Consider the following 26693-nt stretch of genomic DNA (forward strand, 5'->3'; position numbering starts at 1 on the left):
CGGGGAGGGTTCCTGCGGTGTTGAGCTTCTTCGGGCGCGCATCGGTGTCCAAGGTGACGGCACCTATGGGGAAGGCGCTGGTCAAGACCGGTCTGACGCCGGACTCGGTGACGGTGATCGGCACGGTGGCAAGCGTCGCCGGTGCGGTGACGCTGTTTCCGTCCGGACATCTGTTCTGGGGAACCATGTTCATCTGGTTCTTCGTCATGTTCGACATGCTCGACGGCGCAATGGCTCGTGCTCGCGGCGGCGGAACGCGGTACGGGGCGGTACTGGACGCGACCTGCGACCGCGTAGCCGACGGCGCGATTTTTGCCGGCCTGGCCTGGTGGGCGGTCTACCACGAGAACAGCAAGTGGCTGCTCGTCGCGACGCTCATCTGCCTCGTCACCTCGCAGGTCATCTCGTACGCGAAGGCGCGTGCGGAGGCGAGCGGGCTGACTGCGGACGGCGGGTGGATCGAGCGCCCGGACCGACTGATCATCGTGTTGGTCGGATCCGGCCTGACGGGTATGGGTCTTCCGTGGGCAATCCACATCGCGATGTGGGTACTTGCCGCCGGAAGCATCGTGACGGTCTTCCAGCGAGTGCTCGCGGTGCGCAATTCCCCTGGCGCTCGGGAACTTCTGCCGATCGCCCCGGCCGCATCGACGGTCGAAGGTGCGCCGGACACGGACGGCGAGGCAGAGAAATGAGCTTTGCCGAGCGTGCAACCGACCTGGGATACGCCGCGGGTTGGCGGCTGGTGAGAAGCCTGCCGGAATCGGTGGCGGTCAAGCTGTTCGACGCCGGAGCGGATTTCGCGGTACGCAAGGGCGGACCCGAACAACTCAGGAAGAACCTCGCGAGAGTTCTGGGCACGACGCCGGAGCAAGTTCCGGATCAGTTGATCAAGGATTCGATGCGCTCGTACGCCCGGTATTGGCGTGAGGCGTTTCGTCTTCCGTCGATGGACCTGGTCGCGACAGGTAAGGCGCTGCATGCGCTGGTCGAGGGCCAGGAGCATCTGGAAAAGGCAATGGCTGCAGGTCATGGCGCGGTATTGGCGCTGCCTCACAGCGGTAATTGGGACATGGCCGGCGTGTGGTGCGTTCAGCAGTGGGGCGGGTTGACCTCCGTTGCCGAGCGGCTCAAGCCCGAATCCCTGTACGAACGGTTCGTCGACTATCGCGAGAGTCTCGGCTTCGAGATCTTCCCGCTCAGCGGCGGGGAGCATCCTCCGTTCGTCGAACTCTCCAAGCATCTGCGTGAGAACAAGATCGTGTGCCTGTTGGGGGAGCGCGATCTGGCGAAGAAGGGTGTGCCCGTCACGTTCTTCGGAGAACCCACTCGCATGCCCGCCGGCCCGGCGAAGCTCGCGATCGACACCGGCGCGCCGCTGCTACCGGTCCACTGCTGGTTCACACCCGACGGATGGGGCTTCAAGATCGACCCGCCGATCGACGTATCCGGCGGAGTCGGCCCGGCCACGCAAGCACTTGCCGACCGTTTCGCGGTCAACATCGCAGCGCACCCCGCTGACTGGCACATGCTTCAACCGCTGTGGCGCTCGGACCTTTCCGAATCGCGGCTCGCCCGCATGGAGGGTGAATGAAAATCGGCATGATCTGCCCGTACTCCTTCGACGTCCCCGGCGGCGTCCAGGCGCACGTGGTGGATCTGGCCGAGGTGCTGATCGAACGTGGTCACAAAGTGAGTGTGCTTGCGCCGTCGTCCGATGACGACGAGTTGCCGGATTTTGTGGTTTCCGCAGGTAAAGCCGTCGCGATTCCCTACAACGGTTCTGTTGCGCGGTTGTCTTTCGGCCCGACGGCGAACAACCGCCTCCGCAAGTTCATCGCGGAAGGTGACTTCGACGTTCTACATATCCACGAACCCAATGCGCCGAGTCTGTCCATGCTCGCGTTGCGCATCGCGGAAGGCCCGATCGTCGCCACCTTCCACACGTCGACCACGAAGTCGTTGGTGCTGAGCACGTTTCAGGGTGTCTTGGCTCCGTATCTCGAGAAGATCAGCGGCCGGATCGCAGTCTCGGAGTTGGCGCGTCGTTGGCAGGTCGAGTCTCTCGGATCCGACGCGGTCGAGATCCCCAACGGCGTCGATGTCGCAGCGTTTGCCGAGGCCGATCTGTTGCCCGGCTACCCGCGCGAAGGTGGAACCATTCTGTTCCTCGGTCGCTACGACGAACCGCGCAAGGGGATGGCCGTCCTCCTCGGTGCGCTGCCGGAGTTGGTCGAGCGTCACCCGGATCTCGAAGTGATCGTGGTCGGACGCGGCGACGAGGAGAAACTCCGCAAAGAGGCGGGTAAGTACTTCAAGCATCTCCGCCTGCTCGGGCAGGTCAGTGACGAGGAGAAAGCGTCGGCGCTTCGCAGTGCGGACGTCTACTGCGCGCCCAATCTCGGCGGTGAGAGCTTCGGGATCGTGCTGGTCGAGGCCATGGCGGCTGGCACTGCCGTCGTGGCCAGTGAGTTGGACGCTTTTCGCCGTGTTCTTCGCGACGGTCAGGCCGGCTTGCTGGTCCCCATCGGGAACTCCGATGCCTTGGCCGAGGCAATCGATTCCGTTCTCGGTGACCCGGATCGACGACGCGCGCTGGTCAACACCGCGACAAGTGTTGTTGCCGAATACGACTGGCCGGTGGTGGCCGAACAGATCCTGCGTGTCTACGAGACCGTCACGGTTGGCGGCACCGGCGTACGCGTGGTGGGTTCATGACCTTCTCCGCTCTGACAATCTTCATTCTCGGGCTCGTCGCTGCCGTCGTCCTGGTCGTCGGACTGTGGGCGTACGGGACGGCGAACCGACTCGATCGACTGCATGTGCGTTCGGATCAGTCGTGGTTGGCGCTCGATGCGGCTCTGTCCCGTCGTGCCGCGGTTGTCCGCGCGGCGGCGGTGGACATGAACGCCGACGACGCGCGCAGATTCGTCACCTTGGCGGACGCTGCCGAACGTGCGGATCGTCAGGATCGCGAGCTTGCCGAGAACCGGCTGTCCAATGCTCTCGCTGCCTACGGCACGACGTCGCTGCGCCCTCAACTGGTGGCCGAGTTGGCCGATGCCGAAGCGCGCGTGCTGATCGCCCGGCGGTTCCACAACGACGCGGTGCGAGACACTCTCGCGTTGCGTACGCGTCGACTTGTTCGCTGGCTGCACCTCGGTGGAACGGCACCGCTGCCTCAGTATTTCGAGATCTCCGAGCGCACCACCGCGGCGGCGGTGCCCGAGGGCATCACCGTGGATACGTCACGGACCTCTGCCCGCGTGGTGATGCTGGACGAGGACGATCGGGTGCTGCTGTTGCGCGGCCACGATCCCAAGATCCCGAACACTTACTTCTGGTTCACCGTCGGCGGCGGGCTCGAACGGGGCGAACACCTGCGGGCGGCTGCCGTTCGTGAGATCGAGGAGGAGACCGGATTCGTCGTGGCTCCGGAGAATCTGCGAGGTCCACTCTGGCGTCGTGTGGCGATTTTCCCGTTCGACGGTGAGCTGATCCGTTCGGAAGAGCTGTTCTTCGCTACGCGCACTCACGGCTTCGAGCCGGTCTTCCAAGGCCACACGGAATTGGAGCAGCGTGCCATCACCGGCCATCGCTGGTGCAGCGCCGACGAGATCCGCCAATTGGCCAAGTCCGGTGAGCCGGTCTACCCGTTGGATCTGGCAAACCTCCTGGTGGAAGCGGCGACGATCGCGGACGGTACCGAGGATCCGGAAGTGCGTTCCATCCGCTGATCCTTCGGTCGTTCAGTTCTCGCGGGCAGTTTAAGGCCAGCAATGGCAAATTGGATACGGAATCGAAGGCCGGTTCGTCCTAGAGTTCTGGCCAGAGGCCTCCGCGCGAATGAACTCGTGTGTTCGCCGTGCCTTGTTTCTTTCGTCACGCCACTACTGCAGGAGTTTGCTGTGAGCACCCCCGACTCTGCCCCCACCACCGCCATCGGCACCGCCCGCGTCAAGCGCGGCATGGCTGAAATGCTCAAGGGCGGTGTGATCATGGACGTGGTCACCGCTGAGCAGGCCAAGATCGCCGAAGACGCCGGCGCCGTCGCCGTCATGGCACTCGAGCGGGTCCCCGCAGACATTCGCGCACAGGGCGGCGTCTCGCGCATGAGTGACCCGGACATGATCGACAGCATCATCTCCACCGTCAGCATCCCCGTCATGGCGAAGGCACGCATCGGTCACTTCGTCGAAGCGCAGATCCTGCAGAGCCTCGGCGTCGACTACATCGACGAGTCCGAGGTCCTGACCCCGGCCGACTACGCCAACCACATCGACAAGTGGAAGTTCACCGCTCCCTTCGTCTGTGGCGCCACCAACCTCGGCGAAGCGCTCCGTCGCATCAACGAAGGCGCGGCCATGATCCGCTCGAAGGGTGAAGCAGGCACCGGAGACGTCTCCAACGCCACCACCCACATGCGCACCATCCGCGGCGAGATCCGCCGGTTGACCTCGCTGAGCGAAGACGAACTGTACGTAGCCGCCAAGGAACTGCAGGCCCCGTACGAACTGGTCGTCGAGGTCGCCAAGGCCGGCAAGCTGCCGGTCACCATGTTCACCGCCGGCGGCATCGCCACGCCGGCAGACGCTGCGATGATGATGCAGCTCGGCGCCGAGGGCGTGTTCGTCGGATCGGGCATCTTCAAGTCCGGCAATCCGAAGCAGCGCGCCGAGGCAATCGTCAAGGCCACCACGTTCTACGACGACCCGGACGTGCTCGCCAAGGTCTCGCGCGGACTCGGCGAGGCAATGGTCGGCATCAACGTCGACGACCTGCCTGTCGGACACCGCCTCGCAGAGCGCGGTTGGTGACAGCAGGTTCGACGACCGGGCCCAGTGCCTGAAAGTCCTCACAGACGAAGGGGCGGCGGTTGCGTTGGCAACCGCCGCCCCTTCGGGGTGTGGCAGACCGATCAGATGCTGTCCGATACCTCGAACACGAACTCGACCTCGACGGCACTGTTTCGGGGTAGTTCGGCGACGCCGATCGCTGAGCGGGCGTGTTGTCCAGCCGAACCGAAGATCTCGGCCAGCAGGTCGGACGCACCGTTGATCACCTGGGGTTGCTGCGAAAATCCCGATCCGGAAGCAACAAATCCAACGACCTTGACGACCCGAACGATGCGATCGAGCCCGACTAAGGAATCGACTGCCGCGAGTCCGTTGAGAGTGCACAACCGCGCCGCCTGGGCGGCGTCTTCGACGGAGACGCCCTCGCCCAACTTACCGATGCACGTCGTAGTGCCGTCGACGAGCGGCAATTGCCCCGACGTGTAGACGTATGACCCCGTCTGAACGGCGGGGAGGTATGAGCCTGCGGGGGTGGCAACAGGCGGGAGGGTCAGGTCGAGTGCGGCGAGTCGTGCGGTCCAGGTACTTGCGTCGTTCATCGGTTCCTCAATGGGTTCTTTTGTCCGGGAATGGTGTTCGAGTCTGTCATCGGGAGTCTCGGCAAGTCCAAGTCGTATTTGCGCCCACCCCATCACTTTTGGTGATATTCGCCGTCGTCGGATTCAAAATGGTGTTCGAGTTGGCCACCTAAACTGTGTCGTATGTCGTCAATTCGTAACATCTCACTGGGGATACCTGTCCGTTCCGGTCACATACTCATACTCGACGGCACGGACTCTGTCACGGGGGAGAACTTTCATCGATTGATCGGTGGCGGTATCGAGTTCGGTGAGACGGCCGAGGCAGCGCTGCGGCGCGAGTTCGCGGAGGAACTCGGCGTCACGTTGGGAAGCGTCGAGTTGCTCGAGGTCGTAGAGAACATCTTCGAGTTCGAGGGGCGACCTGGGCATGAGATTGTCCATGTCTTTGGAGTCGACTCGGCTGACATCGATGCGTTTCCGCTCGACGTGCAACTCCGAGTCCTAGACGAAGGTAGTCCAGTCCACTGGGTATTGAGTGGTGGGTCCGACCGCCCTATCTACCCGGCCGAAGCTGCCCGCATTATCAACGCCCTGGTTCAGTAGGGGAATCCGTTGCCGGAACACGAGTGGCCGCAAAGGTTGCTCCGCAACAATTTTCGGTCAATCAGGATTGTTCGGACTGATTCCTGGAAATCATGGATATCGAACGTATATTCGAATAATGTTGAGGAATGTTCGATGACGGAGTAGGAAGTTCGGGTACCGCAGCGCAGCTGTCCGGTGCTGAATCCGACTGCGCCCTCATCGATCTCATCGCCGATCTGCATGCGCGCGAATCGATGCTCGTGGAACGGAAACTGGCTGCCATTGCCGAGTTTTTCGAGCGTCGCAGCGCTGACCACACTGATAACGGTGCTTGGTCGTCTACCGCTCACGAACTGGCTGAGGCCGAGCTCGGCGCGGCATTGACCATGGGCTGTGCCGCAGCGGGAAAGTTGATCGGTCTCGGCTTTTCTCTCAAGACTCGCCTCCATCGCACGCGTGCCGCCATGGCGCGCGGAGAACTGGATCTGTATCGAGTCGGATTGATCGACTCCGCTACGGCCAACGTAGCCGACGATTTGATCGACGAGGTGGAACGGCAACTCCTCGAGAAGATCTCGGCGCCCCCGATGCCTGGCGGTACCGGCTTGACGGGTCGCCGATTGACAGCGGCTATCGACCGGATCGTCGCCGTGGTGGATCCCGAGGGGATACGCGAACGTCGACGCCGCGCCCTGGCTGATCGGTTCGTGGGTGTGAGCGCTGCCGAGGACGGAATGGCGCGGATATTGGGGAGTACTCCGGCGGAGGAAGCACGGGCTTTCGACCGTCGGTTGCGGGAGTTGGCAATGTCGGTGTGTCGACACGATTCCCGTAAGTACGAGCAACGACGAGCTGACGCATTGGGAGCGTTGGTATCCGGATCGACGATTCTGCCGTGCGATTGCGGCCGGCACGAGTGCCCACAAGATCGAAGCGGGATTGTGGTGGTGCGTCGGCCGTTGGTTCACGTGGTCATGCTGGAATCAACGCTTCAGGGCGGTGACGCACCAGGTGCAGACGAACCCGCTCACCTCGACGGTTATGGAGTGATCAGTGCAGAGCATGCGCGTGACATCGCCGCGGGTGCGCTGATTCGGAAGGTGAAGGTACCAGCCGATGCCGCGCTCGAGTCTGCCGGTGAGGGCGAGCCAGTACCTTCGCCCGTCGTTCCTTCTGCGTTCGTGTACCGCCCCGGCGCTGTCCTCGACACCTGGGTGCGGGTGATCGCAGGAAGCTGCCAGTGGTTGCACTGCGATGTCGCTGCATGGAATTCAGATCTCGATCACACTGAACCCTTTGATCATCGCGATCCCACTCGTGGTGGAAAGACCGTGGCCTCGAACTTGAGTGCCTATTGTCGAAACCATCACCGCCTCAAGCACTCCGGTCAGTGGGTGCACACCTCGAACCCGGACCGCAGCGTCATGCTGACCTCGCCGACCGGACATTGCTACCGAACGAGGCCGTCAGGTCTGCTGGCGGGAATGCTCGAGCCTGTACTGCCCGAGGGTGGTCGGCGTCGGCGCACACGTCTGGAAAACAAGGCCGCTCGTGTGTGGGGGGAACGCCGGCGGCAGCGGATACGAATGCACCGGCGGATGAAGAAGGCACAGAGGAGGACCTTCGACGGCGGAGACGATCCACCGCCATTCTGAGTCGATGCGCCCCGTCGCTCAGTGTTTTCGGATGCCCACTTTGGTGGCCGGGGGTGCGTCAGGCATTGTGTGAAGGTCGGTAGACGTCGGTACACGGGAAGATGTGGAGCATCGATGGCGAGGATCGAAGAAATTCTGGAGTTGGAACGCCTCGAGCGGGACATCTTTCGAGGAATCATCGCGGAGACCACCCTGACCCGCACTTTCGGCGGCCAGGTCGCCGGACAGGCATTGGTGTCGGCGGTACGCACGGTCGATCCGGCCTACTCGGTTCATTCGTTGCACGGATATTTCCTGCGTCCGGGAAATCCGATGGAGCCGACGGTTTTTCTGGTTGATCGTGTTCGGGACGGTCGATCGTTCGCGACCCGCTTGGTCACCGGAATTCAAGACGGGCAAGCCATTTTCACGATGTCGGCGTCCTTCCACGTCCAAGACGAAGGCATCGAGCACCAGGACGAGATGCCACCCGTTCCTGACCCCGAGACCTTGGCCATCGCCCAGGATTCGGAGGATCCCGAGACTGCGTGGCTGGCGCGTGAGTGGTCCGATTGGGACCTTCGAATGGTGCCGAAGGCCGACATCGACAAACGTCCGGGCGCTGCCGCGCAGCAGCAAGTGTGGTTCCGTTCCCGCGAGGCACTCCCGGACGACCCGGTATTTCACGTGTGCACGCTTGCCTACATGAGCGACATGACGCTGCTCGGATCTTCTCGCGGCCCCCACATGGACGTCGCCATGCAAAGCGCTTCGCTCGATCACGCCATGTGGTTCCTGCGGCCGTTCCGCGCCGACGAGTGGCTGTTGTACGACCAGACGTCGCCGTCAGCGGGCTTCGGTCGCGCCCTGACGCAGGGACGAATCTTCGACAGCCGAGGAAATATGGTTGCTGCAGTCGTCCAGGAGGGTCTGACCAGGCTGTATCGCCCGAAGTGAGGTCGGCCGACGTGAGATCAATCGCAGTGAGACCTTCACTGGCGAGACCGCACCGCAGGCCGGGCCGGATGGTCGTATCTGACCTCGAAATCGACCTCCTCGGACACTTCTGATCGGTGTTCGAGGAGTGCCTCGACGGTCCACAGATCTGCCTCCGGTGTGTGCCGCCGCATGGCAGGTTCGCTCATGTCCAGGCGGACGCTGACGTCGAACTCCAGCCCGCGCCCGAGCAACATCGGACCGGCGATCACGATGACCGCGCGCTCATGGACGGGGATACGGGTCGACCGAGCCGATCGATCGGTGGGTTCGTCCCAGAGTTTCGGCAAGAACGCCCGTTTTGTGCGGGCTGCGGTGATCACTTCACGATCGAGTGCCGGATAGTCGAACCAGATAGTACGGTAACTCAGCGCATCCTCGTGGCCGAACTCGTATCGCAGCGAAGCCGGCCGCACGTAGTCGTGCAGTGACACAACAGCACTCGGCCTGTTGCGCGACTCGACGGCGGTGCCGACCAGTTCCGCGAGCCGAGACGGCTGTGCACAATCAGGTCCGTCGATCGCTACTACCGCCACCGACGGAAACGATCCGCTCAGCGTTGCAATCTGCTCGGCCAAGGCGAGGGGACTGGACGGGATGAATGTACTCACGCCCACCATGGTGCCGTGCCCGCTCGCCGAGGCGATATTGTGAACCGTCATCGCGCCCAGTGCGGCGGTCTATGTTTTCGGAGGACTCATGGTTGGTATCGAGGAGATCCTCGCGCTCGAACACCTGGAGAAGGACATCTTCCGTGGGGCGGTCCATCCCACCGCACTTCAACGGACGTTCGGCGGGCAGGTTGCCGGGCAGTCGTTGGTTTCTGCCGTGAGCACCGTTGACGAGAGCTACCACGTGCACTCGTTGCACGGATATTTCCTGCGCCCGGGCAATCCGAAGATTCCGACGGTCTACCTGGTGGACCGCATCCGCGACGGGCGCTCGTTCTGCACCCGCCGGGTGAATGCAGTTCAGGACGGCAAGACGATCTTCACGATGTCGGCCTCGTTCCACGTCGACGACGAAGGTATCGAGCACCAGGACCGGATGCCCTCCGTTCCGGCGCCGGAGGACTTGCCGGACGCGCAGACCGTTCCGAAGTTGGCTGAATCGCAGTTCTATCAGGAGTGGAAGAACTGGGACATCAGAATTGTGCCCGCTGAGCAGAGCGCGTCAGCGCCGGATCTCGCCGCGCAGCAACGCGTGTGGATGCGCTACCGCGAGGCTCTGCCGGATCGTCCGCTGCTGCACATCTGCACGCTTGCGTATCTCAGTGACATGACCCTGCTCGGAACTTCGAAAGTCCCGCACCGCGGCGTGAAGACGCAGACTGCTTCGCTCGATCACGCGATGTGGTTCCTGCGTCCGTTCCGGGCCGACGAGTGGTTGCTCTACGACCAGACGTCGCCGTCGGCAGGTTTTGGTCGCGCGCTCACTCAGGGGCGTATCTACGATCGCGATGGCAACATGGTGGCAGCGGTGGTTCAGGAGGGTTTGACGCGTCTCGAACGCGAACCCGACAGCCATGAGAGCAAGAACAGCCGTGAGAACAAGACAGGAACTGTGTGATGACGCGTCCGTTGATCGGTGTACTCGCCCTCCAAGGTGATGTTCGCGAACACCTTGCCGCACTCGATGATTCGGGAGCGGATGCGGTGGGTATCCGGCGCCCGGAGGAACTCGACAAGGTCGATGGCATCGTGATCCCCGGTGGCGAATCCACCACGATGAGCCGGCTTCTGCAGGTGTTCGAACTGTTGGATCCGCTTCGTGAGCGTCTTCGCGGGGGGCTGCCGGCCTACGGTTCGTGTGCCGGCATGATTCTGCTGGCGAGCGAGGTACTCGACACCCGGCCGGACGCCGAACATCTCGGCGCCATCGACATGACGGTGCGCCGCAACGCTTTCGGCAGACAGGTCGATTCTTTCGAGTCCGACCTGGAGTTCGAGGGCATCATCGGAGATCCCATCCGCGCCGTCTTCATCCGCGCGCCGTGGGTGGAGCGAGTTGGACCGGGCGTAGAGGTTCTTGCGCAGGTTCCCGCCGCCGCGGGGGAGGCCGCGGGCCGGATCGTCGCGGTTCGGCAGGGCTCGGTGATCGCCACTTCTTTCCATCCCGAGGTTACCGGGGACCGTCGAGTGCACGAGATGTTCGTCGATCTGGTTCGCGGATAACTGGAGTAGTCAGCCTCGGCCGAACCTACAGCTCCAGTTCGCGGGCAAGGATCGCCGCCTGGACGCGTGAGGTGAGGTGCAACTTCGACAGAACTCGCGACACGTGCGACTTCACCGTCGGAGCACCGACACCGAGTTCACGCGACAGTTCGGCATTGGACAGTCCCGTCCCCAACAGCGCGAGCACCTCGCGTTCACGATCGGTGAGCTCGCTCAATCCCAGCGGTTCGGTGGGTTTGGGTGCACGCTGAACGAACTCGCCGATCAGTGCACGCGCCGCGCGAGGAGCGAGCACTGCATCTCCGGCCGCGACGTTGCGGATAGCGCTGGTCAGCTCGTCCGCGGTCGCAGTCTTGAGCAGGAATCCCGAAGCACCGGCGCGCAGGGCCGCGAAGACGTATTCGTCGAGGTCGAAGGTGGTCAACACCAGAACCCGGCTGCGGGTCGTCCCGATGATCTGACGCGTCGCCTCGATGCCGTCGGTGCCTGGCATCCGGACGTCCATGAGTACGACGTCGGGTTGATGCGTGCGGGTGACGGTGATCGCCGACGCTCCGTCACCGGCTTCTGCAACGACATCGATGTCGTCGTGCTGCCGCAGGATCATCGCGAGTCCGGACCGGATCGCGGCGTGGTCGTCGACCAGGGCGACGGTGATCACTGATCCGTTCCGTTCGGCGCGGGGACCGGTAGCTGTGCGCATACCGTCCATTCTCCGTCGACCGGAAGTGCGTCGAGTGAACCGCCCAGCAGTTCGGCGCGGTGACGCATGTTTGCAAGTCCGTGCGTTCCCGCCCGAAAACTGGATGTGTCGCGACCGACGGGGTTTCGGATCTCGATCTGTAATGCATTGTGCTGGAGAGAGATCGACATCGAGATCGGTGCACCAGGCGCATGCTTGAGCGCATTGGTCAACGCCTCCTGGGTGATCCGGTACGCCGTGTGATCGACCACGCTCGGCAGGTCGGCAGTATCGATGTCGATCGCAACGTGCACGGCGGCGCCGGCTGCCCGAACTGCGTCCAGGACGACGGGCAACTCGGTCAGCCGCGGGGGAGAGGAACGCGGGTCCGGGGTCTCGTCGTCCCCGGCGTGGAGCAGTTCGATCATCGACCGCATCTCGGAAAGGCCCGCGAGACTGCTCGATCTGATCGCTCCGATCATCTCCCTCAATCCGTCGTCGGGTTGGCCCCGTTCACCGGAGAGAGCTGAGGTGGACAGTGCCGCCTCCGAATGGATTGCGATGGCGGAGAGGTGGCTTGCGATGACGTCGTGCAGATCGCGCGCCATGGTTGCTCGTTCGTGAGCGACCGCGGCCTCGCGGTCCAGAGCGGCGAGTGCTTCGTGGACTCTGGAACGCTCGCGTTCGGCCTCGGTCAGTTCGACTTGTCGACGGATGACCAGTGCCCACCACACCGGCGTACCGAAGAACAGAGCGGTCACGACGCCTGCCCCAGCCGCAGCGCGGACGTCCTGGGCGGACAGGTAGACGAGGGCTGTGAGCGCGGCAACCGTCACTGCGGTCAGAGAACAGACCACTCGGCCCAACCGCGCCGTCCCGTACAGAACTGCGGCGTAGGTGAGATCCGAGAGGACCAGCCACATCGGCAGAGTCGGGCCAAGGGCGGCGTCGACCGCGACGATGACGGCCCCCGCCGCCAAGGCCGTTGCCGGACGCACCCGCCGGAACGAGTCGATCGCACACAGCAGAGCCAGCATCCCGATCCGAACCCCGGCGGGAACGTCGGCGACACCTCCGACATCGGTCCACATTTGGTACAGGCCGACCAGGTAGAGGAGTACCCCGATCGCGAACAGGCCGAAGGCGATGAGCGGATCGTTCCACTTGCCGACACTCCGACTTCTGGTCACCACAGACTTATCAGAGCACATCGGGGCGCCTGACTTGTCATACCAAATGATGAGGTCGGCGTTGTTCCGATGGCTGATGTGCGGATTCGAGAGAGAAGACAGGCTCGACGTATGAAAATTCGCTTCGAGTTGATGATCGGCATTCTCTTGGTCGTCGGTGGCGGCTGTCTGTGGCTGTTCGCGCGTGACGCCGAGTTCTTCTGGTTTCGCGGCGGACCACTCGGCGTGATCCTCGCGATCATCGGTGCCTTCGACATCGTGAATGCAGTCCGAACGAGGGAGACAGCGATACCCGAGCGCCGAAACGACTGACGTGGAACTCGTCCTGCTCACCACGCTGGGCGGGCTCGCCCTGCTGGACAGTACGAGCATCGGAACATTGGTCGTCCCGGTCTGGATGTTGTTGATGCCGGGACGACCGCAGGTTCGCAGGCTGCTGACGTATCTGGTGGTCATCACGACGTTCTATTTTGTTGTCGGGGTGGCAGTCTGGACGACGGCACGGGCAGGTATGCCTGTCGTCGCCCCGCTGCTCGAAACCCCCGCCGCCCGCGGTGCGCAGTTGATACTCGGTATCGCGTTGATCGCGTGGAGCTTTCGATTCGATTCCGAGAAGAGGCGCACATCCGGTCAGGCCGATCGAACCCATGTTTGGCGAGAGCGGGTGCTCGGCTCGGGCAGTTCCGCGAGAAGTGTTGTACTTCTGGCAATTGCTGCCGGGACCGCCGAGTTGGTGACGATGCTGCCCTACTTGGCGGCGATCGCGATGATCACCGCTGCTGGGCTGTCCGCAGTCACGTCTGCGTCGATACTTGCCGGATACTGCCTGATCATGGCCACTCCGGCAGTGCTTCTGTTGTGCGGGCGGATCGTGGCCGGCGACCGACTGGACAAGCCGCTGAGCGGGGTGGACTCGTTCATCTCACGCCACGGCGACAGCGCGATGGGTTGGGTGTTCGGCATTGCCGGCTTCTACCTCGCCGGCAATGCCGCTGCCGTGTTGTTCGTGAATTGACGTTGTTCGTGAATCAACCAGCCTGAACCAACGAATTGATCAGCTTCACACCGTCTTCCGGGTGATCGACGGTCACGGCGAACAGTCGTCCGTTCTCGAGAGTGACCACGATGGCCTCACCCGAGCGGAGAGTGACGGCTGTTCCGCGCGGTGTCATTCGGTAACCCCATCCGCCCCATTCGGCCGGACGTATCGCGTCGACTGATGCGGACTTCACCTTCGAGATGGGGATCTTCTTCCATCGAACGCCCCAGGAACTGATGCCGACACTGTGACGGTCGACGCGCACGGTGACCGACGCGAATGCTGTGACGGCGAGGGTGGACACACCCAGGATCACGGCAACCCACCAATCCGAGTACGCGGCAGTCGCGATCACGAGAACTACGAGGCCGGCGGTAACGATCCACGGCCAGATGCTGCGGACCTGCCCGACCCACACTGCACGTTCGGAGGCCGTGAGTGGAGTGTCGAGCGTCGGGGTCGGCAGTGGCGACTCCGGGCCGCTTCGTTGCTGGTCAGGCAGCGCGTATGCCAGAACTCCTACGAGTACCGCCGCGATCGGCGCAAGAATCCACCAGCCGATGCGCGCGTCCTCCGGCGACCCGGCGTCGATCGTCAGGGCGACGCTCAGAATCCAGATCGTCGCCAGTGTCGCACTCGAGATCGAGGTTACGGCGAGAAACAAGGGCGCGTTGTCGCTCGAACGGGCCGCGACGACACACGCGCAAACGACTGCCACCAGTGAAATCGCCAGCGCGATGAAGAAAAAGGTCGTCGTGGTGCTGAAGCCGTCCGGGGTCGATCCGGACCAATGGCTCGCGACGGTCTCGGGTAGGCGGTCACCCCACGCGAAGCGTGCGAGAACCAGTATCAGGGTCGGGATCAGAGTCAGCGAAGCTGCTGTCCAGAGTCGGATCTTGCTGGTCGTCATTGTGTGCTGGTCTCCTTGATGAGGTCGAGCATGTGCGCAGTGTCGAGTCCGAGATTTCGGGCCTGCCGTACGAACTCGCGCGCAGATTCGTTGAGAGCTGTTCTTCCCGAGTCGAATTCGGCGCGAATGACGGCGCCACGTCCGCGTCGGAGGTCGATCAGGCCTTCGTCGCGCAGTGTTGCGTACGCACGAAGAACCGTGTGGAGATTGACGTCGATCGACTCGGCGAGAGCGCGAGCGGACGGCAGGCGGTCACCTGGTCCGATCTCACCGCGGATGACCGAGCCACGAACCCCGGCTGCAATCTGCTCCGCGAGTGGAGTTGTGGAGGCGTGATCTATTCGGACCAACATGTTTGCATTCTATGCAAACAATGCGCGGTTTGACTAATTCGTGTCGGGGGATGCAGCGAGTTGTGACGTGGGACGGGTAACATCGGCAGAGCTGAAAGACGCGCATTCGGCGTGCGCAACGCAGCAGGAAAGGGGCTTGAATCGCATGAGCGGCCACTCAAAATGGGCCACCACCAAGCACAAGAAGGCTGTGATCGACGCACGTCGTGGCAAATCCTTCGCGAAGCTGATCAAGAACATCGAGGTGGCGGCACGAACCGGCGGTGGCGATCCCACGGGCAACCCCACCTTGTACGACGCCATCCAGAAGGCGAAGAAGACGTCTGTTCCCAATGACAACATCGAGCGTGCGCGCAAGCGCGGCGCCGGTGAAGAAGCGGGCGGCGCAGACTGGCAGACCATCATGTACGAGGGCTACGGACCCAACGGCGTCGCCGTTCTGATCGAGTGCCTCACTGACAACCGCAACCGCGCAGCCGGTGAAGTTCGCACCGCGATGACCCGTAACGGTGGCAACCTCGCTGACCCGGGTTCCGTCTCCTACCTGTTTGCTCGCAAGGGTGTCGTCACACTCGAGAAGAACGGCCAGTCGGAGGACGACGTCCTGATGGCTGTGCTCGACGCCGGTGTCGAGGAAGTCACCGATCTCGGTGAAACCTTCGAAATCGTCAGTGAGCCACAGGATCTGGTTGCCGTACGGTCGGCACTTCAGGAAGCCGGCATCGACTACGACTCCGCTGAAGCCGATTTCCGCGCTTCCGTCGAGGTTCCCTTGGATGTCGACGGCGCACGCAAGATCTTCAAGCTCGTCGACGCGCTCGAAGATTCTGACGACGTGCAGAACGTCTACACCAACATCGATCTTTCCGACGAGGTTCTCGCGGCTCTCGAAGACTGATTGCTTTTCAACTCAACCCGGTCCTGACGTCCGCGTCCGGGCCGGGTTGCGTGTTGATGCGGGGTAGTAGTCCCGCGCACCGCTAAGCTATCGAACAGCTGTTCGGTATGGAGAGGTGTGACAAGTGCGCGTGCTCGGAGTGGACCCAGGCTTGACTCGCTGCGGGTTGGGAGTGGTCGACGGGAGCAACGGCAGGAAAGTGCGCCCCATTGCGGTCGACGTGGTGCGGACTCCGGCCGAGATGGACCTTGGTTCTCGGCTTCTGCGGATCTCCGATGCGGCTGAACTGTGGATCGAGCAGTACAAGCCGGAGGTGGTCGCGATCGAGCGCGTGTTCGCGCAGCACAACGTCAGTACCGCGATGGGGACGGCGCAAGCAGGCGGAGTTGTCGCGCTCGCTGCCGCCAGACGCGGCATTCCGGTGTGTTTCCACACGCCCAGCGAGGTGAAGGCCGCCGTCACCGGCAGCGGTAACGCCGACAAGGCGCAGGTCACTGCGATGGTGACGCGAATTCTGAATTTGAAGACGGCGCCGAAACCTGCTGACGCTGCCGACGCTCTGGCGCTGGCGATCTGTCACTGCTGGCGAGCACCGATGATCGAGCGGATGGCCCGCGCCGAGGCGATGGCCGCTGAACAAATGCGTAAGTATCAGGCAAAATTGGCCGAGACGAAGAAGGCAGGTTCACGATGATCGCGTCGGTACGCGGCGAGGTACTCGATATTGCGCTCGATCACGCGGTCATCGAAGCGTCAGGTGTCGGCTATCGGGTCAATGCCACCCCGGTGACTCTCGGTGCGCTGCACCGGGGAAGCGAAGCGCGACTGTTCACGACGATGATCGTTCGCGAAGACTCGATGACGCTGTACGGTTTTTCCGATACCGAGTCGAAGGACCTGTTCAGCCTCCTGCAGACGGTTTCCGGAGTCGGACCGCGCCTGGCGATGGCAACTCTCGCAGTTCTCGAACCGGACGCGCTGCGGCGGGCGCTCTCGGAAGGCAACCTGACGGCGTTGACGAGGGTGCCCGGTATCGGAAAACGCGGCGCCGAGCGCATGGTTGTCGAACTGCGTGACAAGGTCGACGCCGTCGCGACGACGGCCGGCGCGGCGTCCGGCGTCGTCGTCGGCAGCTCGATCCGTGATCAGATCGTCGAGGCTCTCGAAGGTCTGGGCTTCCCGATCAAGCAGGCTGAGCAGGCCACGGATTCGGTTCTGGCGGAATCGCCCGAGGCCACCACGTCGGTCGCACTGCGTTCCGCTCTGTCGCTGCTCGGTAAGACTCGATGAACTTCGACCCGATCGACGATTTCGACGACGAGTCGCAGGTCTCTGCCGAATTGGTGGCGGGAGACGGTGATGTCGAAGCGAGTCTGCGCCCCAAGAGTCTCGACGACTTCATCGGTCAACCTCGTGTTCGCGAACAACTGCAGCTCGTGCTCACCGGAGCAAAACTTCGTGGCAGCACGCCTGATCACATCCTGATGTCCGGTCCCCCCGGGCTCGGCAAGACGTCGATGGCGATGATCATCGCGGGGGAGTTGGGCTCTTCTCTGCGGTTGACGTCCGGACCGGCGCTCGAACGCGCCGGAGACCTGGCTGCGATGCTGAGCAACCTCGTCGAGGGCGACGTGTTGTTCATCGACGAGATTCACCGAATCGCTCGTCCGGCCGAGGAGATGTTGTACCTGGCCATGGAAGACTTCCGTGTCGACGTCGTCGTCGGTAAGGGGCCGGGCGCCACGTCGATTCCTCTGGAGGTTGCACCGTTCACGCTGGTCGGTGCGACTACGCGGTCGGGTGCGCTGACCGGTCCGTTGCGCGACCGCTTCGGGTTCACCGCTCACATGGATTTCTACGAACCCGAAGAGCTGCAACAGATTCTGATGCGTTCGGCCGGAATTCTGGGCGTCGATCTCGAAGTCGATGCCGGTGCCGAAATCGCACGACGCTCGCGGGGGACACCGCGTATCGCGAACCGATTGCTGCGCCGGGTTCGCGACTTCGCCGAGGTGCGCGCCGACGGAATCGTCACCATGGACGTCGCTCAGGCGGCCTTGGCCGTCTACGACGTGGACCAGTTGGGCTTGGACCGTCTCGACCGTTCGGTACTGAGTGCTTTGGTGCGTTCGTTCGGCGGCGGGCCCGTCGGCGTGTCGACGCTTGCGGTGGCCGTCGGCGAGGAACCGTCGACGGTGGAAGAAGTGTGCGAGCCGTTCCTGGTCCGGGCCGGAATGATCGCCCGGACGCCGCGAGGACGTGTGGCTACCGCCGCTGCCTGGACTCAACTCGGAATGACACCGCCGCCGGATGCCGCAGCGGGCGGTATCGAGGTTCGTGTCAACGAACCGCAGGCCACGTTGTTCGATCCGAACGGCGAGTGAATTTCGACTGGAAAGGCCTACTTGAACGGCCGATCTGTCAGGAATCCTCAGCAACTAATGGCACACTGGTGTATTGCGTAGGTCCATCCGGGACCATCGCGGCGTAAAACGTGCAACACAACCGAGGTTGATCAACACATGTCGAGTTTGCTTTTCCCCCTCTTGATCCTCGCACTGCTGGTGCCCATGTTCCTGGGCATGCGCAAGCAGAAGAAGGCCTTGGCCGCGACTTCCGAGATGCAGGACTCGCTGCAGGTCGGCGATCGGGTGCAGACCACGGCCGGGCTCTACGCCACGATCGCTTCCCTGGACGACGAGACCGTGGACCTCGAGATCGCGGACGGTGTCATCACCACCTGGTCGCGTCTGGTCATCCGTGAGCGCGTCGTCGAGACGACCGAGACCGACGAGTACGACGACGACTCGATTTCCGAGATCGAAGAGTCTGCTGCCGACACCGAAATCCGGCTCACCAAGGAGTCCTGACTTCGTCGAACTGGTACGTGTTCTAGAGTTGTGAACTCGGACACACGTCCAGATTGTCTTGTCCGCTCTTACACCAGCAGCTCAGTTCACCCCGTTGATCAATCGTTGCAGTTCGAACGCCGCAGCTCGGGTGGTCGTCGACCACCCGAGCCGTGCACTTACTGAAGCTCTGCACCTACCGAGGAGACTTAAAGATCGTGGCACCTTCCACCGGAACGGTGCATCCGGTCCGCTACCTGGCCCTTTTCGGGGTCCTGGTAGTGGCACTGTATGCCCTGGTGTTCTTCACTGGAGACAAGTCGGCCACGCCGAAACTCGGCATCGACCTGCAGGGTGGAACGCGCGTCACGTTGACCGCTCGTACCCCGGACGGCAGCGCTCCCAGTCAGGACAGTCTCAAGCAGGCTCAGGAAATCATCGAGACCCGCGTCAACGGTCTCGGCGTTTCCGGTTCCGAGGTCGTTGTCGACGGTGACAACCTCGTCATCACCGTTCCCGGCGACGACAGTGCGCAGGCTCGCTCGCTCGGCCAGACCGCTCGTCTGTACATCCGCCCGGTGACGGGTTCGATCGACGTCGCCACCCGTGACGCGAATCGGACAGCTACGCCCGAGGCGCCGGCGGCCGAAACTCCGGCCACTGATGCACCGGCCCCCGAAGCACCCGCTGACGGGACGCAGACGCCGCAGAACCGTCCGTTCCTGGCTCAGGACCCGACTACTCCCGAGGCAACGCCCGCGCCGCAGACAACGACTCCGGCCCCCACCGGGGACGCGCCGAGCGACGGCACCGACGAAGGCGACGCAGCAGCAGCGGAAATCGCCGCAGCGCGCGCCCTCCGACAGAGCAGCGATCCGACAGTGCAGCAGCAAGCAGTGGCGAACCTCGACTGCTCCGTCGCGGATCCGCTCCGTGGAAACGACGACCCGACCCTGCCGCTGGTCGCCTGCTCGCAAGACGGACTGAACATCTATCTCCTCGGTCCTTCGATCATCGACGGACAGGAGATTGCCGACGCGTCTTCGGTCTTCAACTCGCAGCAGTCGCGCCACGAGATCAGCCTCTCGTTCAAGACGACCGGCAGCAATACCTGGGCCGAGTTCACCTCAGCCAACATCGGCAAGCAGGCAGCGTTCACGCTCGACTCGAAGGTCGTCAGCGCTCCCACGATTCAAGGTGCAACGCCTGCGGGTAGCGCCACCTCGATCACGGGCAGTTTCACTGCCGAGAGTGCCAAAGAACTTGCCAACACACTGAAGTACGGTTCGCTTCCGCTCTCGTTCGCAGCCTCTGAGGCCGAGACGGTCTCGGCCACGCTCGGCCTGGCCTCACTGCAGGCGGCATTGATCGCCGGCGCGGTCGGTCTCGTTCTCGTTCTGCTGTACTGCCTCGTCTACTACCGCATGCTCGGCGTCCTGACGGCGTTGTCGCTGATTCTCTCCGGAGTCATGGTCTACGCGATCATGGTTCTGCTCGGCAGATACATCGGCTTCACGCTCGACTTGGCCGGCATGGCTGGTCTGATCATCGGTATCGGTATGACCGCCGACTCGTTCGTCGTGTTCTTCGAACGCATCAAGGACGAAATGCGTGAGGGCCGTAGCTTCCGCTCGGCGGTGCCACGCGGTTGGGCAAGAGCACGCCGAACAATTCTTTCCGGCAACGCGGTGAGCTTCATCGCCGCTGCAGTTCTGTACGTGCTGGCGGTCGGACAGGTGCGAGGCTTCGCCTTCACCTTGGGTCTGACGACCATTCTCGACGTGATTGTCGTGTTCCTCGTGACGTGGCCACTGGTCAGCATGGCGTCCCGTTCGGCGTTCTGGTCCAAGCCCAGCGTCAACGGTCTCGGCGCAGTGCAAGAGGTTGCCCGCGAACGTAAGGTTGCCGCCGCTGCGTCGGCTAAGGAGACACGAGCATGAGCGAGTCCAACAACTCCCCGGTGGGGTCCACCAACAGTTCCGCCGCCGAGTCCGCCGATGCGGCGGCCCGGTCGGAGATCACCGACTCAGGCGTCGATCAGGGCGCGATGCCCAAGCACAGCTGGCTCTCGCGGTTGTACACCGGAACGGGTGCGTTCGAGGTCGTCGGCAAGCGTCGCTTCTACTACGGACTGACCGGCGCTCTGGTCGCCATTGCGCTGCTGAGCATCATCCTGCGCGGCTTCACCTTCGGTATCGATTTCGAAGGCGGATCACGCATTCAGTTCCCGGCCGAGGGTGGAGTCGAGACGTCGGCGGTGGAAACCGTCTACTCCGACACACTCGGGTTCGAACCGGTCAGCGTGCAGACAGTCGGCTCGGGTGCCAGCGCAACCGTGCAGATCCGGTCGGAGACGTTGAACGCGACGCAGATCAACGATCTTCAGTCGGCTCTCTTCGACGAGTTCCAGCCCAAGGACAAGAACGGGAACCCGTCGGCGCAAGCCATCAGTTTTGCGGACGTGAGTGAAACCTGGGGCGGCCAGATCACCAAGAAGGCGCTGATCGCGCTGATTGTGTTCCTGGTGATCGTGAGTATCTACATCGCCATCCGCTTCGAGCGGGACATGGCGGTAGCTGCGATCGTTGCGTTGTTCTTCGACATCATCGTCACTGCCGGCGTCTACTCGCTCGTCGGTTTCGAGGTGACGCCCGCGACGGTGATCGGTTTGCTTACCATTCTCGGCTTCTCGCTGTACGACACCGTGGTGGTGTTCGACAAGGTCGAAGAGAACACCCGCGGTGTTCTGCATCTGACGCGCCGGACGTACGGCGAGCAGGCCAACCTCGCGGTGAATCAGACCTTGATGCGATCGATCAACACGACCGTCATCAGCGTGCTCCCGGTGATCGCTCTGATGGTTGTCGCGGTCTGGATGCTCGGCGTCGGCACACTCAAGGACCTTGCGCTCGTTCAGCTCGTCGGCATCATCGTGGGTGCGTACTCCTCGATCTTCTTCGCGACGCCGCTCCTGGTGTCGATGAAGGAACGCTGGGGACCCGTTGCCGCGCACACTCGTAAGGTGCTCTCGCGCCGGGCTACGCTGGCCGAGAAGGGTACGCAGACGGTTGCCGTCGGCGCACCAGTTGCACGCCGTGCTCCGGTTGCTCCGCAGCCGGGTGCGCGGCCGACCGGAAAGCGAAACAAGAAGGGGCACTGAACATGCTCCCAAGAACACGCACACTGGTTCGATCGATGACGTTCGTTGCGGCCACCGCTGTGGCTGCGGGTTCGTTGGCGGCCTGCTCGGAAAGCGCCGAGCAGGTTCCGTCCATCGGATATGCCATCGACAACTCCATCTCCACGTACAACGCCAACACGACAGCTGGATCGGTGTCCGGGGCGATGGCCGCGTTCGGCCGGGTGCTTCCCGGCTTCACGTTCACCGGCCCGGCCGGAGCACCTGTCTCCGACACGGACATCGGAACGGTGTCGGAGTTGCCCGGTGACGTGCTCACGGTCTCGTACAAGCTCAATCCGGCGTCCGTGTACTCCGACGGGATTCCGATGTCCTGTGACGATCTCGTCCTCACCTGGGCGGCGTCGAGTGGCAAGTTCACCGAAGACGTCGATGGTGCCGTGAAGCCCATGTTCGACACGGCGAACAATCTCGGATACGCGGACATCGACCGGATCGACTGCCAGAGCGGGGCGAAGGACGCGACGGTGTTCTTCAAACCCGGGCGATCGTTCACCGATTGGCGGTCGTTGTTCGGTGCGACTGCGCTGATGCCTTCACACATCGTGACGCAGCGCGCCGGAGTGGGCGACGTGGTGAGCGCGGTGAATGCCGGTGACACCGAAGCGTTGTCGAAGATCGCGGACTTCTGGAACACCGGGTGGAACCTGACTCCAGGTCAGGTGGACACCTCCGTACTGCCCTCCGCTGGTCCGTATCGATTCGACTCGTACAGTGCCGACGACGGCCTGGTGCTGGTCGCGAACGAGCGGTGGTGGGGCAACAAGCCGGCGACCGATCGCATCGTCGTCTGGCCACGTGGTGTGAATCTGACCGAGGATCTCGACAAGAACTCGATCGAGGTCGTCGACGTCGCTTCCGGGTCGGCCGGCGAACTCGGTACTCCGTCCGGGTTCGACGTCCAACAGATTCCGTCGCGGTCGATCGAGCAGTTCGTTCTCGCGACCTCTGGTTCGCTGGGCGACGAAGCCGCCCGTCGAGCGTTCGCGCATTGTGTTCCGCGGACAACTCTGTTCGAGAAGTTCGGGCAGACGGATAACGCGCCGCAGGCTGGTCTGGGTTCCGGCGTGGTCGATTCGCGACTGATGGCGCCGGATTCACTCGTGTACAGCGACGCCGCTGCGGTCGACGGTGACCGGTACGCCAATGCCGACGTCGATGCCGCGAAGACGTCGTTGTCGGAAGCCGATCTCGACCAGTTGACCGTCCGGGTCGGGTACCTCGCACCGGACCCGGTGCGGGCGCAGATCGTCTCTGAAGCGAAAGCCGCGTGTGCTCCGGCGGGAATTACGATCGAGGACGCGAGTACCGACAGCTTCGATCCTGCGAGTCTGCAGTCCGGGGGAGTCGACGCTGTGCTTTCCGGCATGGCAGGCAAAGTCGGGGCAGGCGGAACAGCGAGCATGATCGACGCGCGCGGAGCGCTGCGATCGGGCAACGGCGCAAACCTCGGTACGTACGGAAATGCCAGGATCGATCAGATCATCGATCAGTTGAACGTGGATGCGAGCACGAGTGCGCAATTGGGACTCTCGGTGGAGGCGGAGAACATCCTGTGGACCCAGGTGCCTACGATTCCACTGTTCAATCAACTACGAACTGTCGCTGTAGCTCCAGGCATGTCGGCAGTGTTGGTCAATCCGACTCGGGCCGCTACCGGCTGGAACATGGACAGATGGGTACTACGCAGATGAGCGTCTCGAATGGTGTTGCCTTGCACACGACTGAAGAATTGATCGCAATCCACCGGGCTGCCGGGGACGCCGTTGTTCGGCTGACCCGCTGGGCGGACAACTTTCCCGGTCCCGGTGTTCGGTTCGCCGATCTGACTCCGGTGTTCGCCGACGCCGAGGGGTTCGGGGCCGTGCTCGATGCCCTTGTCGCCTGTGCTCCGGACGCCGACACGATCGCCGCCGTCGATGCTCGTGGATTCCTGCTCGGTGCCGGTGCGGCCGCGAAGATGGGTGCGGGAGTCGTTGCCGTGCGGAAGGTCGGCAAACTGCCGCCGCCGGTGCTCTCTCGTTCGTACAGCCTCGAGTACGGATCCTCGACTCTCGAGATTCCCGCAAACGGCTTCGATCTCACCGGGCGGAATGTTCTGGTGATCGACGACGTTCTGGCTACCGGAGGGACACTCGAGGCGGCTGTACAGTTGGTCGAGTTGGGTGGAGCGAACGTCGTCGGCGTCGCAGTGGTGCTCGAGATCGAGGAACTGCGCGGTCGAGATCGCTTCTTGAAGTACCCACTGACATCACTGGTGAAGGTCTGAGTATTAAAGTTGTCTCCTGGGGGTCGAGTTAGACCTCCAGGGCAATTACCCGATGCAGGGCGGTTGCCTCAACCAACTCGGTGGTAGGAGGTGGCGACATGACGTCGAATCTTGATCGATCACAGAACTCGGGTGCAGTGTCGCAGGAGACGGGTGCAGTTCCGGCTCCGGAGACGACACCATCGAAGTCCGCGGTGCCCGACGATTCGGGATCTGCGCAAACTACCGGCAATCGGGGTGGGCAGAATCTGGCCGTGCCCGCTTCCGCCTCCCGTAGGGTGCGCGCTCGGCTTGCTCGACGCATCACCGGTCAGCGCAACGCCACCATCCGCCCGGTGCTCGAGCCGTTGGTCAGCCTCCACCGTGAGCTGTATCCGAAGGCCGACCTCGCGCTGCTCCAGCGTGCGTACGACGTCGCCGAGGACAGACATTCGAGCCAGCGGCGCAAGTCCGGCGATCCGTACATCACGCATCCGTTGGCCGTCGCAAGCATTCTGGCCGAGTTGGGTATGGACACCACCACCCTCGTCGCAGCCCTGCTGCACGACACCGTCGAGGACACCGGGTACTCACTCGAAGAGTTGACCAAGGACTTCGGTGACGAGGTCGCTCACCTCGTCGACGGCGTCACCAAACTCGACAAGGTCGTTCTGGGCACCGCCGCCGAGGGCGAAACCATCCGCAAGATGATCATCGCGATGGCGCGGGACCCGCGCGTGCTCGTGATCAAGGTCGCGGATCGTCTGCACAACATGCGCACGATGCGATTCCTGCCGCCAGAAAAGCAGGCACGTAAGGCGCGAGAGACTCTCGAAGTCATTGCGCCACTTGCACATCGACTTGGAATGGCGACCGTCAAGTGGGAACTCGAGGACCTTTCGTTCGCCATCTTGCACCCGAAGAAGTATGACGAGATCGTTCGACTGGTCGCCGATCGCGCGCCTTCTCGTGACACCTATCTGGCCAAGGTTCGCGCCGAGATCAACTCGACCCTGTCCGCCTCGCGGATCAACGCCATCGTCGAAGGCAGGCCCAAGCATTACTGGTCGATCTATCAGAAGATGATCGTCAAGGGCCGCGATTTCGACGACATCCACGATCTGGTCGGCGTCCGCATCCTGTGTGAAGAAGTGCGTGACTGTTACGCCGCGGTCGGCGTTGTCCACTCACTGTGGCAGCCGATGGCCGGACGCTTCAAGGACTACATCGCACAGCCGCGCTACGGCGTCTACCAGTCGCTGCACACCACCGTCGTGGGACCGGAAGGCAAGCCCCTGGAGGTCCAGATCCGGACCCAGGACATGCACCGGACCGCGGAGTTCGGTATCGCCGCGCACTGGCGGTACAAGGAGACCAAGGGCAAGCACGCGGGCGACATCGCCGAGGTCGACGACATGGCGTGGATGCGTCAGCTACTCGACTGGCAACGTGAAGCGGCCGATCCGGGGGAGTTCCTCGAATCGTTGCGTTACGACCTCGCGGTTAAGGAGATCTTCGTCTTCACGCCGAAGGGTGACGTGATCACGTTGCCTGCCGGATCGACTCCCGTCGATTTCGCGTATGCGGTGCACACCGAGGTCGGGCACCGATGCATCGGTGCCAGGGTCAACGGTCGGTTGGTCGCGCTGGAACGAACTCTCGAAAACGGCGAAGTGGTGGAGGTCTTCACGTCGAAGGCTGCCACCGCCGGGCCGAGCCGAGATTGGCAGACGTTTGTCGTCTCGCCGCGTGCCAAGGCGAAGATCCGGCAGTGGTTCGCGAAGGAACGCCGCGAAGAGGCGCTTGAGTCCGGCAAGGATCAGATCGCGAAGGAAGTCCGCCGCGTGGGACTTCCGTTGCAGCGGTTGATGAATGCCGAATCGATGAGCACGATCGCGCACGAACTTCGCTATCCCGACGTCTCGGCGTTGTACACGGCCGTAGGCGAGAGTCAGGTGTCGGCGCACCACGTCGTGCAGCGACTGGTTGCTCATCTGGGCGGCGTCGGCGCCGTCGAGGAGGAACTGGCCGAGCGTTCGACGCCGTCGACCATGCCGGTGCGCACCCGCAGTACGGGTGACTCCGGAATTCTGGTTCCCGGAGCACCCGGCACGGTGGCAAAACTCGCGAAGTGTTGCACGCCGGTACCGGGCGATTCGATTCTGGGCTTCGTCACGCGTGGCGGCGCGGTCAGCGTGCACCGTACCGACTGCACCAACGCCAACTCGCTCCACGATCAGTCGGAGCGAATCATCGACGTCGAATGGGCACCGTCAGCGACATCGGTGTTCCTGGTCGCGATCCAGATCGAGGCACTCGATCGTCATCGGTTGCTTTCCGACGTCACCAAGGCGTTGGCAGACGAGAAGGTGAACATCCTGTCGGCCTCGGTCACCACCTCAGGTGACCGAGTGGCGATCAGCAAGTTCACCTTCGAGATGGGCGACCCGAAGCACTTGGGTCATGTTCTCAACGTGGTTCGTAACGTGGAAGGCGTCTACGACGTCTACCGCGTGACCTCTGCTTCGTAAACTGCTGTGCGCCTTTATTAACCGCGGG

General features: G+C 62.9%; 28 protein-coding genes. 22 read left to right on the top strand and 6 right to left on the bottom strand.

Annotated features, from left to right (window positions below; genetic code table 11):
• The first annotated feature begins 17 nt into the window (after window positions 1–17).
• The 5 genes from pgsA to pdxS all read left to right on the top strand — a co-directional run bounded on the left by pgsA (window position 18) and on the right by pdxS (window position 4817).
• On the top strand, window positions 18–695 hold the full coding sequence (pgsA, locus tag BH682_RS13565; RefSeq protein ID WP_007732918.1) for a phosphatidylinositol phosphate synthase: 678 nt from the start codon (window positions 18–20) through the stop codon (window positions 693–695).
• Window positions 692–1594: a phosphatidylinositol mannoside acyltransferase gene (locus BH682_RS13570; RefSeq protein ID WP_030536867.1), complete on the top strand. Its 903-nt coding sequence runs from the start codon at window positions 692–694 to the stop codon at window positions 1592–1594. Before pgsA ends, BH682_RS13570 begins: the two co-directional genes overlap by 4 nt.
• Window positions 1591–2718, top strand: coding sequence for a glycosyltransferase family 4 protein (locus BH682_RS13575; RefSeq protein WP_003943332.1), 1128 nt, complete (start codon window positions 1591–1593; stop codon window positions 2716–2718). The genes BH682_RS13570 and BH682_RS13575 overlap by 4 nt, the downstream gene beginning before the upstream one ends.
• A complete protein-coding gene (locus tag BH682_RS13580; RefSeq protein WP_047269324.1) occupies window positions 2715–3737 on the top strand; it encodes an NUDIX hydrolase in 1023 nt (340 codons plus the stop codon). The genes BH682_RS13575 and BH682_RS13580 overlap by 4 nt, the downstream gene beginning before the upstream one ends.
• 171 nt (window positions 3738–3908) lie before the next feature.
• Window positions 3909–4817 (top strand): pyridoxal 5'-phosphate synthase lyase subunit PdxS, encoded by a 909-nt coding sequence (pdxS, locus tag BH682_RS13585; RefSeq protein WP_003943338.1) that lies wholly within the window; start codon window positions 3909–3911, stop codon window positions 4815–4817.
• Between the two features lie 101 nt (window positions 4818–4918).
• Here the strand turns inward: pdxS and BH682_RS13590 are convergent, their stop codons facing one another.
• Window positions 4919–5395: a RidA family protein gene (locus tag BH682_RS13590; protein ID WP_058038728.1), complete on the bottom strand. Its 477-nt coding sequence runs from the start codon at window positions 5393–5395 to the stop codon at window positions 4919–4921.
• A gap of 162 nt (window positions 5396–5557) precedes the next feature.
• On the opposite strand from BH682_RS13590, the gene BH682_RS13595 reads away from it, so the two are divergent.
• The 3 genes from BH682_RS13595 to BH682_RS13605 all read left to right on the top strand — a co-directional run bounded on the left by BH682_RS13595 (window position 5558) and on the right by BH682_RS13605 (window position 8553).
• Entirely contained in the window at window positions 5558–5980 is a 423-nt protein-coding gene (locus BH682_RS13595; protein ID WP_030536863.1) for an NUDIX domain-containing protein, read from the top strand.
• A 128-nt stretch (window positions 5981–6108) separates the two neighbouring features.
• Window positions 6109–7617 (top strand): HNH endonuclease signature motif containing protein, encoded by a 1509-nt coding sequence (locus BH682_RS13600; protein ID WP_075833078.1) that lies wholly within the window; start codon window positions 6109–6111, stop codon window positions 7615–7617.
• Window positions 7618–7731: 114 nt separating this feature from the next.
• A complete protein-coding gene (locus tag BH682_RS13605; protein WP_003943337.1) occupies window positions 7732–8553 on the top strand; it encodes an acyl-CoA thioesterase in 822 nt (273 codons plus the stop codon).
• Between the two features lie 35 nt (window positions 8554–8588).
• On the opposite strand, the gene BH682_RS13610 is transcribed toward BH682_RS13605, so the two are convergent.
• On the bottom strand, window positions 8589–9254 hold the full coding sequence (locus BH682_RS13610) for a hypothetical protein (protein WP_007732932.1): 666 nt from the start codon (window positions 9252–9254) through the stop codon (window positions 8589–8591).
• A 37-nt stretch (window positions 9255–9291) separates the two neighbouring features.
• Between BH682_RS13610 and tesB the strand changes: the two genes are divergently transcribed.
• The gene (gene tesB / locus BH682_RS13615; protein ID WP_007732935.1) at window positions 9292–10161 is read left to right on the top strand and encodes an acyl-CoA thioesterase II; all 870 of its coding nucleotides are present in this window, start codon (window positions 9292–9294) and stop codon (window positions 10159–10161) included.
• The gene (gene pdxT / locus BH682_RS13620) at window positions 10161–10766 is read left to right on the top strand and encodes a pyridoxal 5'-phosphate synthase glutaminase subunit PdxT (protein ID WP_047269319.1); all 606 of its coding nucleotides are present in this window, start codon (window positions 10161–10163) and stop codon (window positions 10764–10766) included. The genes tesB and pdxT overlap by 1 nt, the downstream gene beginning before the upstream one ends.
• A gap of 25 nt (window positions 10767–10791) precedes the next feature.
• On the opposite strand, the gene BH682_RS13625 is transcribed toward pdxT, so the two are convergent.
• Together BH682_RS13625 and BH682_RS13630 are read right to left on the bottom strand one after the other, a co-directional pair.
• A complete protein-coding gene (locus tag BH682_RS13625; protein WP_058038730.1) occupies window positions 10792–11469 on the bottom strand; it encodes a response regulator in 678 nt (225 codons plus the stop codon).
• Window positions 11424–12638 (bottom strand): sensor histidine kinase, encoded by a 1215-nt coding sequence (locus BH682_RS13630; protein ID WP_223304454.1) that lies wholly within the window; start codon window positions 12636–12638, stop codon window positions 11424–11426. Before BH682_RS13630 ends, BH682_RS13625 begins: the two co-directional genes overlap by 46 nt.
• 111 nt (window positions 12639–12749) lie before the next feature.
• On the opposite strand from BH682_RS13630, the gene BH682_RS13635 reads away from it, so the two are divergent.
• Window positions 12750–12950, top strand: a complete 201-nt coding sequence (locus tag BH682_RS13635; RefSeq protein ID WP_003943331.1) for a hypothetical protein — start codon at window positions 12750–12752, stop codon at window positions 12948–12950.
• A gap of 1 nt (window position 12951) precedes the next feature.
• The gene (locus tag BH682_RS13640) at window positions 12952–13653 is read left to right on the top strand and encodes a GAP family protein (RefSeq protein ID WP_075833080.1); all 702 of its coding nucleotides are present in this window, start codon (window positions 12952–12954) and stop codon (window positions 13651–13653) included.
• A 13-nt stretch (window positions 13654–13666) separates the two neighbouring features.
• On the opposite strand, the gene BH682_RS13645 is transcribed toward BH682_RS13640, so the two are convergent.
• Both BH682_RS13645 and BH682_RS13650 read right to left on the bottom strand, forming a co-directional pair.
• Window positions 13667–14587 (bottom strand): hypothetical protein, encoded by a 921-nt coding sequence (locus BH682_RS13645; protein WP_075833082.1) that lies wholly within the window; start codon window positions 14585–14587, stop codon window positions 13667–13669.
• Complete coding sequence (locus BH682_RS13650) at window positions 14584–14940, bottom strand: GntR family transcriptional regulator (RefSeq protein WP_003943322.1); 357 nt, start codon at window positions 14938–14940, stop codon at window positions 14584–14586. The genes BH682_RS13645 and BH682_RS13650 overlap by 4 nt, the downstream gene beginning before the upstream one ends.
• Before the next feature lie 145 nt (window positions 14941–15085).
• On the opposite strand from BH682_RS13650, the gene BH682_RS13655 reads away from it, so the two are divergent.
• The 10 genes from BH682_RS13655 to BH682_RS13700 all read left to right on the top strand — a co-directional run bounded on the left by BH682_RS13655 (window position 15086) and on the right by BH682_RS13700 (window position 26665).
• Window positions 15086–15838 carry a YebC/PmpR family DNA-binding transcriptional regulator gene (locus BH682_RS13655; RefSeq protein WP_075833084.1) on the top strand — a complete coding sequence of 251 codons (753 nt, stop codon included), beginning with the start codon at window positions 15086–15088 and terminating at the stop codon, window positions 15836–15838.
• A gap of 124 nt (window positions 15839–15962) precedes the next feature.
• Window positions 15963–16532 carry a crossover junction endodeoxyribonuclease RuvC gene (gene ruvC, locus BH682_RS13660; protein ID WP_003943325.1) on the top strand — a complete coding sequence of 190 codons (570 nt, stop codon included), beginning with the start codon at window positions 15963–15965 and terminating at the stop codon, window positions 16530–16532.
• Window positions 16529–17128 carry a Holliday junction branch migration protein RuvA gene (gene ruvA / locus BH682_RS13665; RefSeq protein ID WP_007732953.1) on the top strand — a complete coding sequence of 200 codons (600 nt, stop codon included), beginning with the start codon at window positions 16529–16531 and terminating at the stop codon, window positions 17126–17128. The genes ruvC and ruvA overlap by 4 nt, the downstream gene beginning before the upstream one ends.
• Entirely contained in the window at window positions 17125–18222 is a 1098-nt protein-coding gene (gene ruvB / locus BH682_RS13670) for a Holliday junction branch migration DNA helicase RuvB (protein ID WP_003943304.1), read from the top strand. The genes ruvA and ruvB overlap by 4 nt, the downstream gene beginning before the upstream one ends.
• 138 nt (window positions 18223–18360) lie before the next feature.
• Window positions 18361–18708: a preprotein translocase subunit YajC gene (yajC, locus tag BH682_RS13675; protein ID WP_064075366.1), complete on the top strand. Its 348-nt coding sequence runs from the start codon at window positions 18361–18363 to the stop codon at window positions 18706–18708.
• Between the two features lie 197 nt (window positions 18709–18905).
• Window positions 18906–20627 (top strand): protein translocase subunit SecD, encoded by a 1722-nt coding sequence (gene secD / locus BH682_RS13680; RefSeq protein WP_007732956.1) that lies wholly within the window; start codon window positions 18906–18908, stop codon window positions 20625–20627.
• On the top strand, window positions 20624–21847 hold the full coding sequence (gene secF / locus BH682_RS13685; RefSeq protein WP_007732958.1) for a protein translocase subunit SecF: 1224 nt from the start codon (window positions 20624–20626) through the stop codon (window positions 21845–21847). The genes secD and secF overlap by 4 nt, the downstream gene beginning before the upstream one ends.
• A gap of 2 nt (window positions 21848–21849) precedes the next feature.
• Window positions 21850–23580 (top strand): ABC transporter substrate-binding protein, encoded by a 1731-nt coding sequence (locus tag BH682_RS13690; protein WP_075833086.1) that lies wholly within the window; start codon window positions 21850–21852, stop codon window positions 23578–23580.
• Complete coding sequence (locus tag BH682_RS13695) at window positions 23577–24155, top strand: adenine phosphoribosyltransferase (RefSeq protein ID WP_007732962.1); 579 nt, start codon at window positions 23577–23579, stop codon at window positions 24153–24155. The genes BH682_RS13690 and BH682_RS13695 overlap by 4 nt, the downstream gene beginning before the upstream one ends.
• 98 nt (window positions 24156–24253) lie before the next feature.
• A complete protein-coding gene (locus tag BH682_RS13700; RefSeq protein ID WP_003943344.1) occupies window positions 24254–26665 on the top strand; it encodes a RelA/SpoT family protein in 2412 nt (803 codons plus the stop codon).
• Window positions 26666–26693 lie beyond the last annotated feature (28 nt).

The organism is Rhodococcus sp. YL-1, from assembly GCF_001942025.1.
GTDB classification, from domain to species: Bacteria; Actinomycetota; Actinomycetes; order Mycobacteriales; family Mycobacteriaceae; genus Rhodococcus_F; species Rhodococcus_F qingshengii.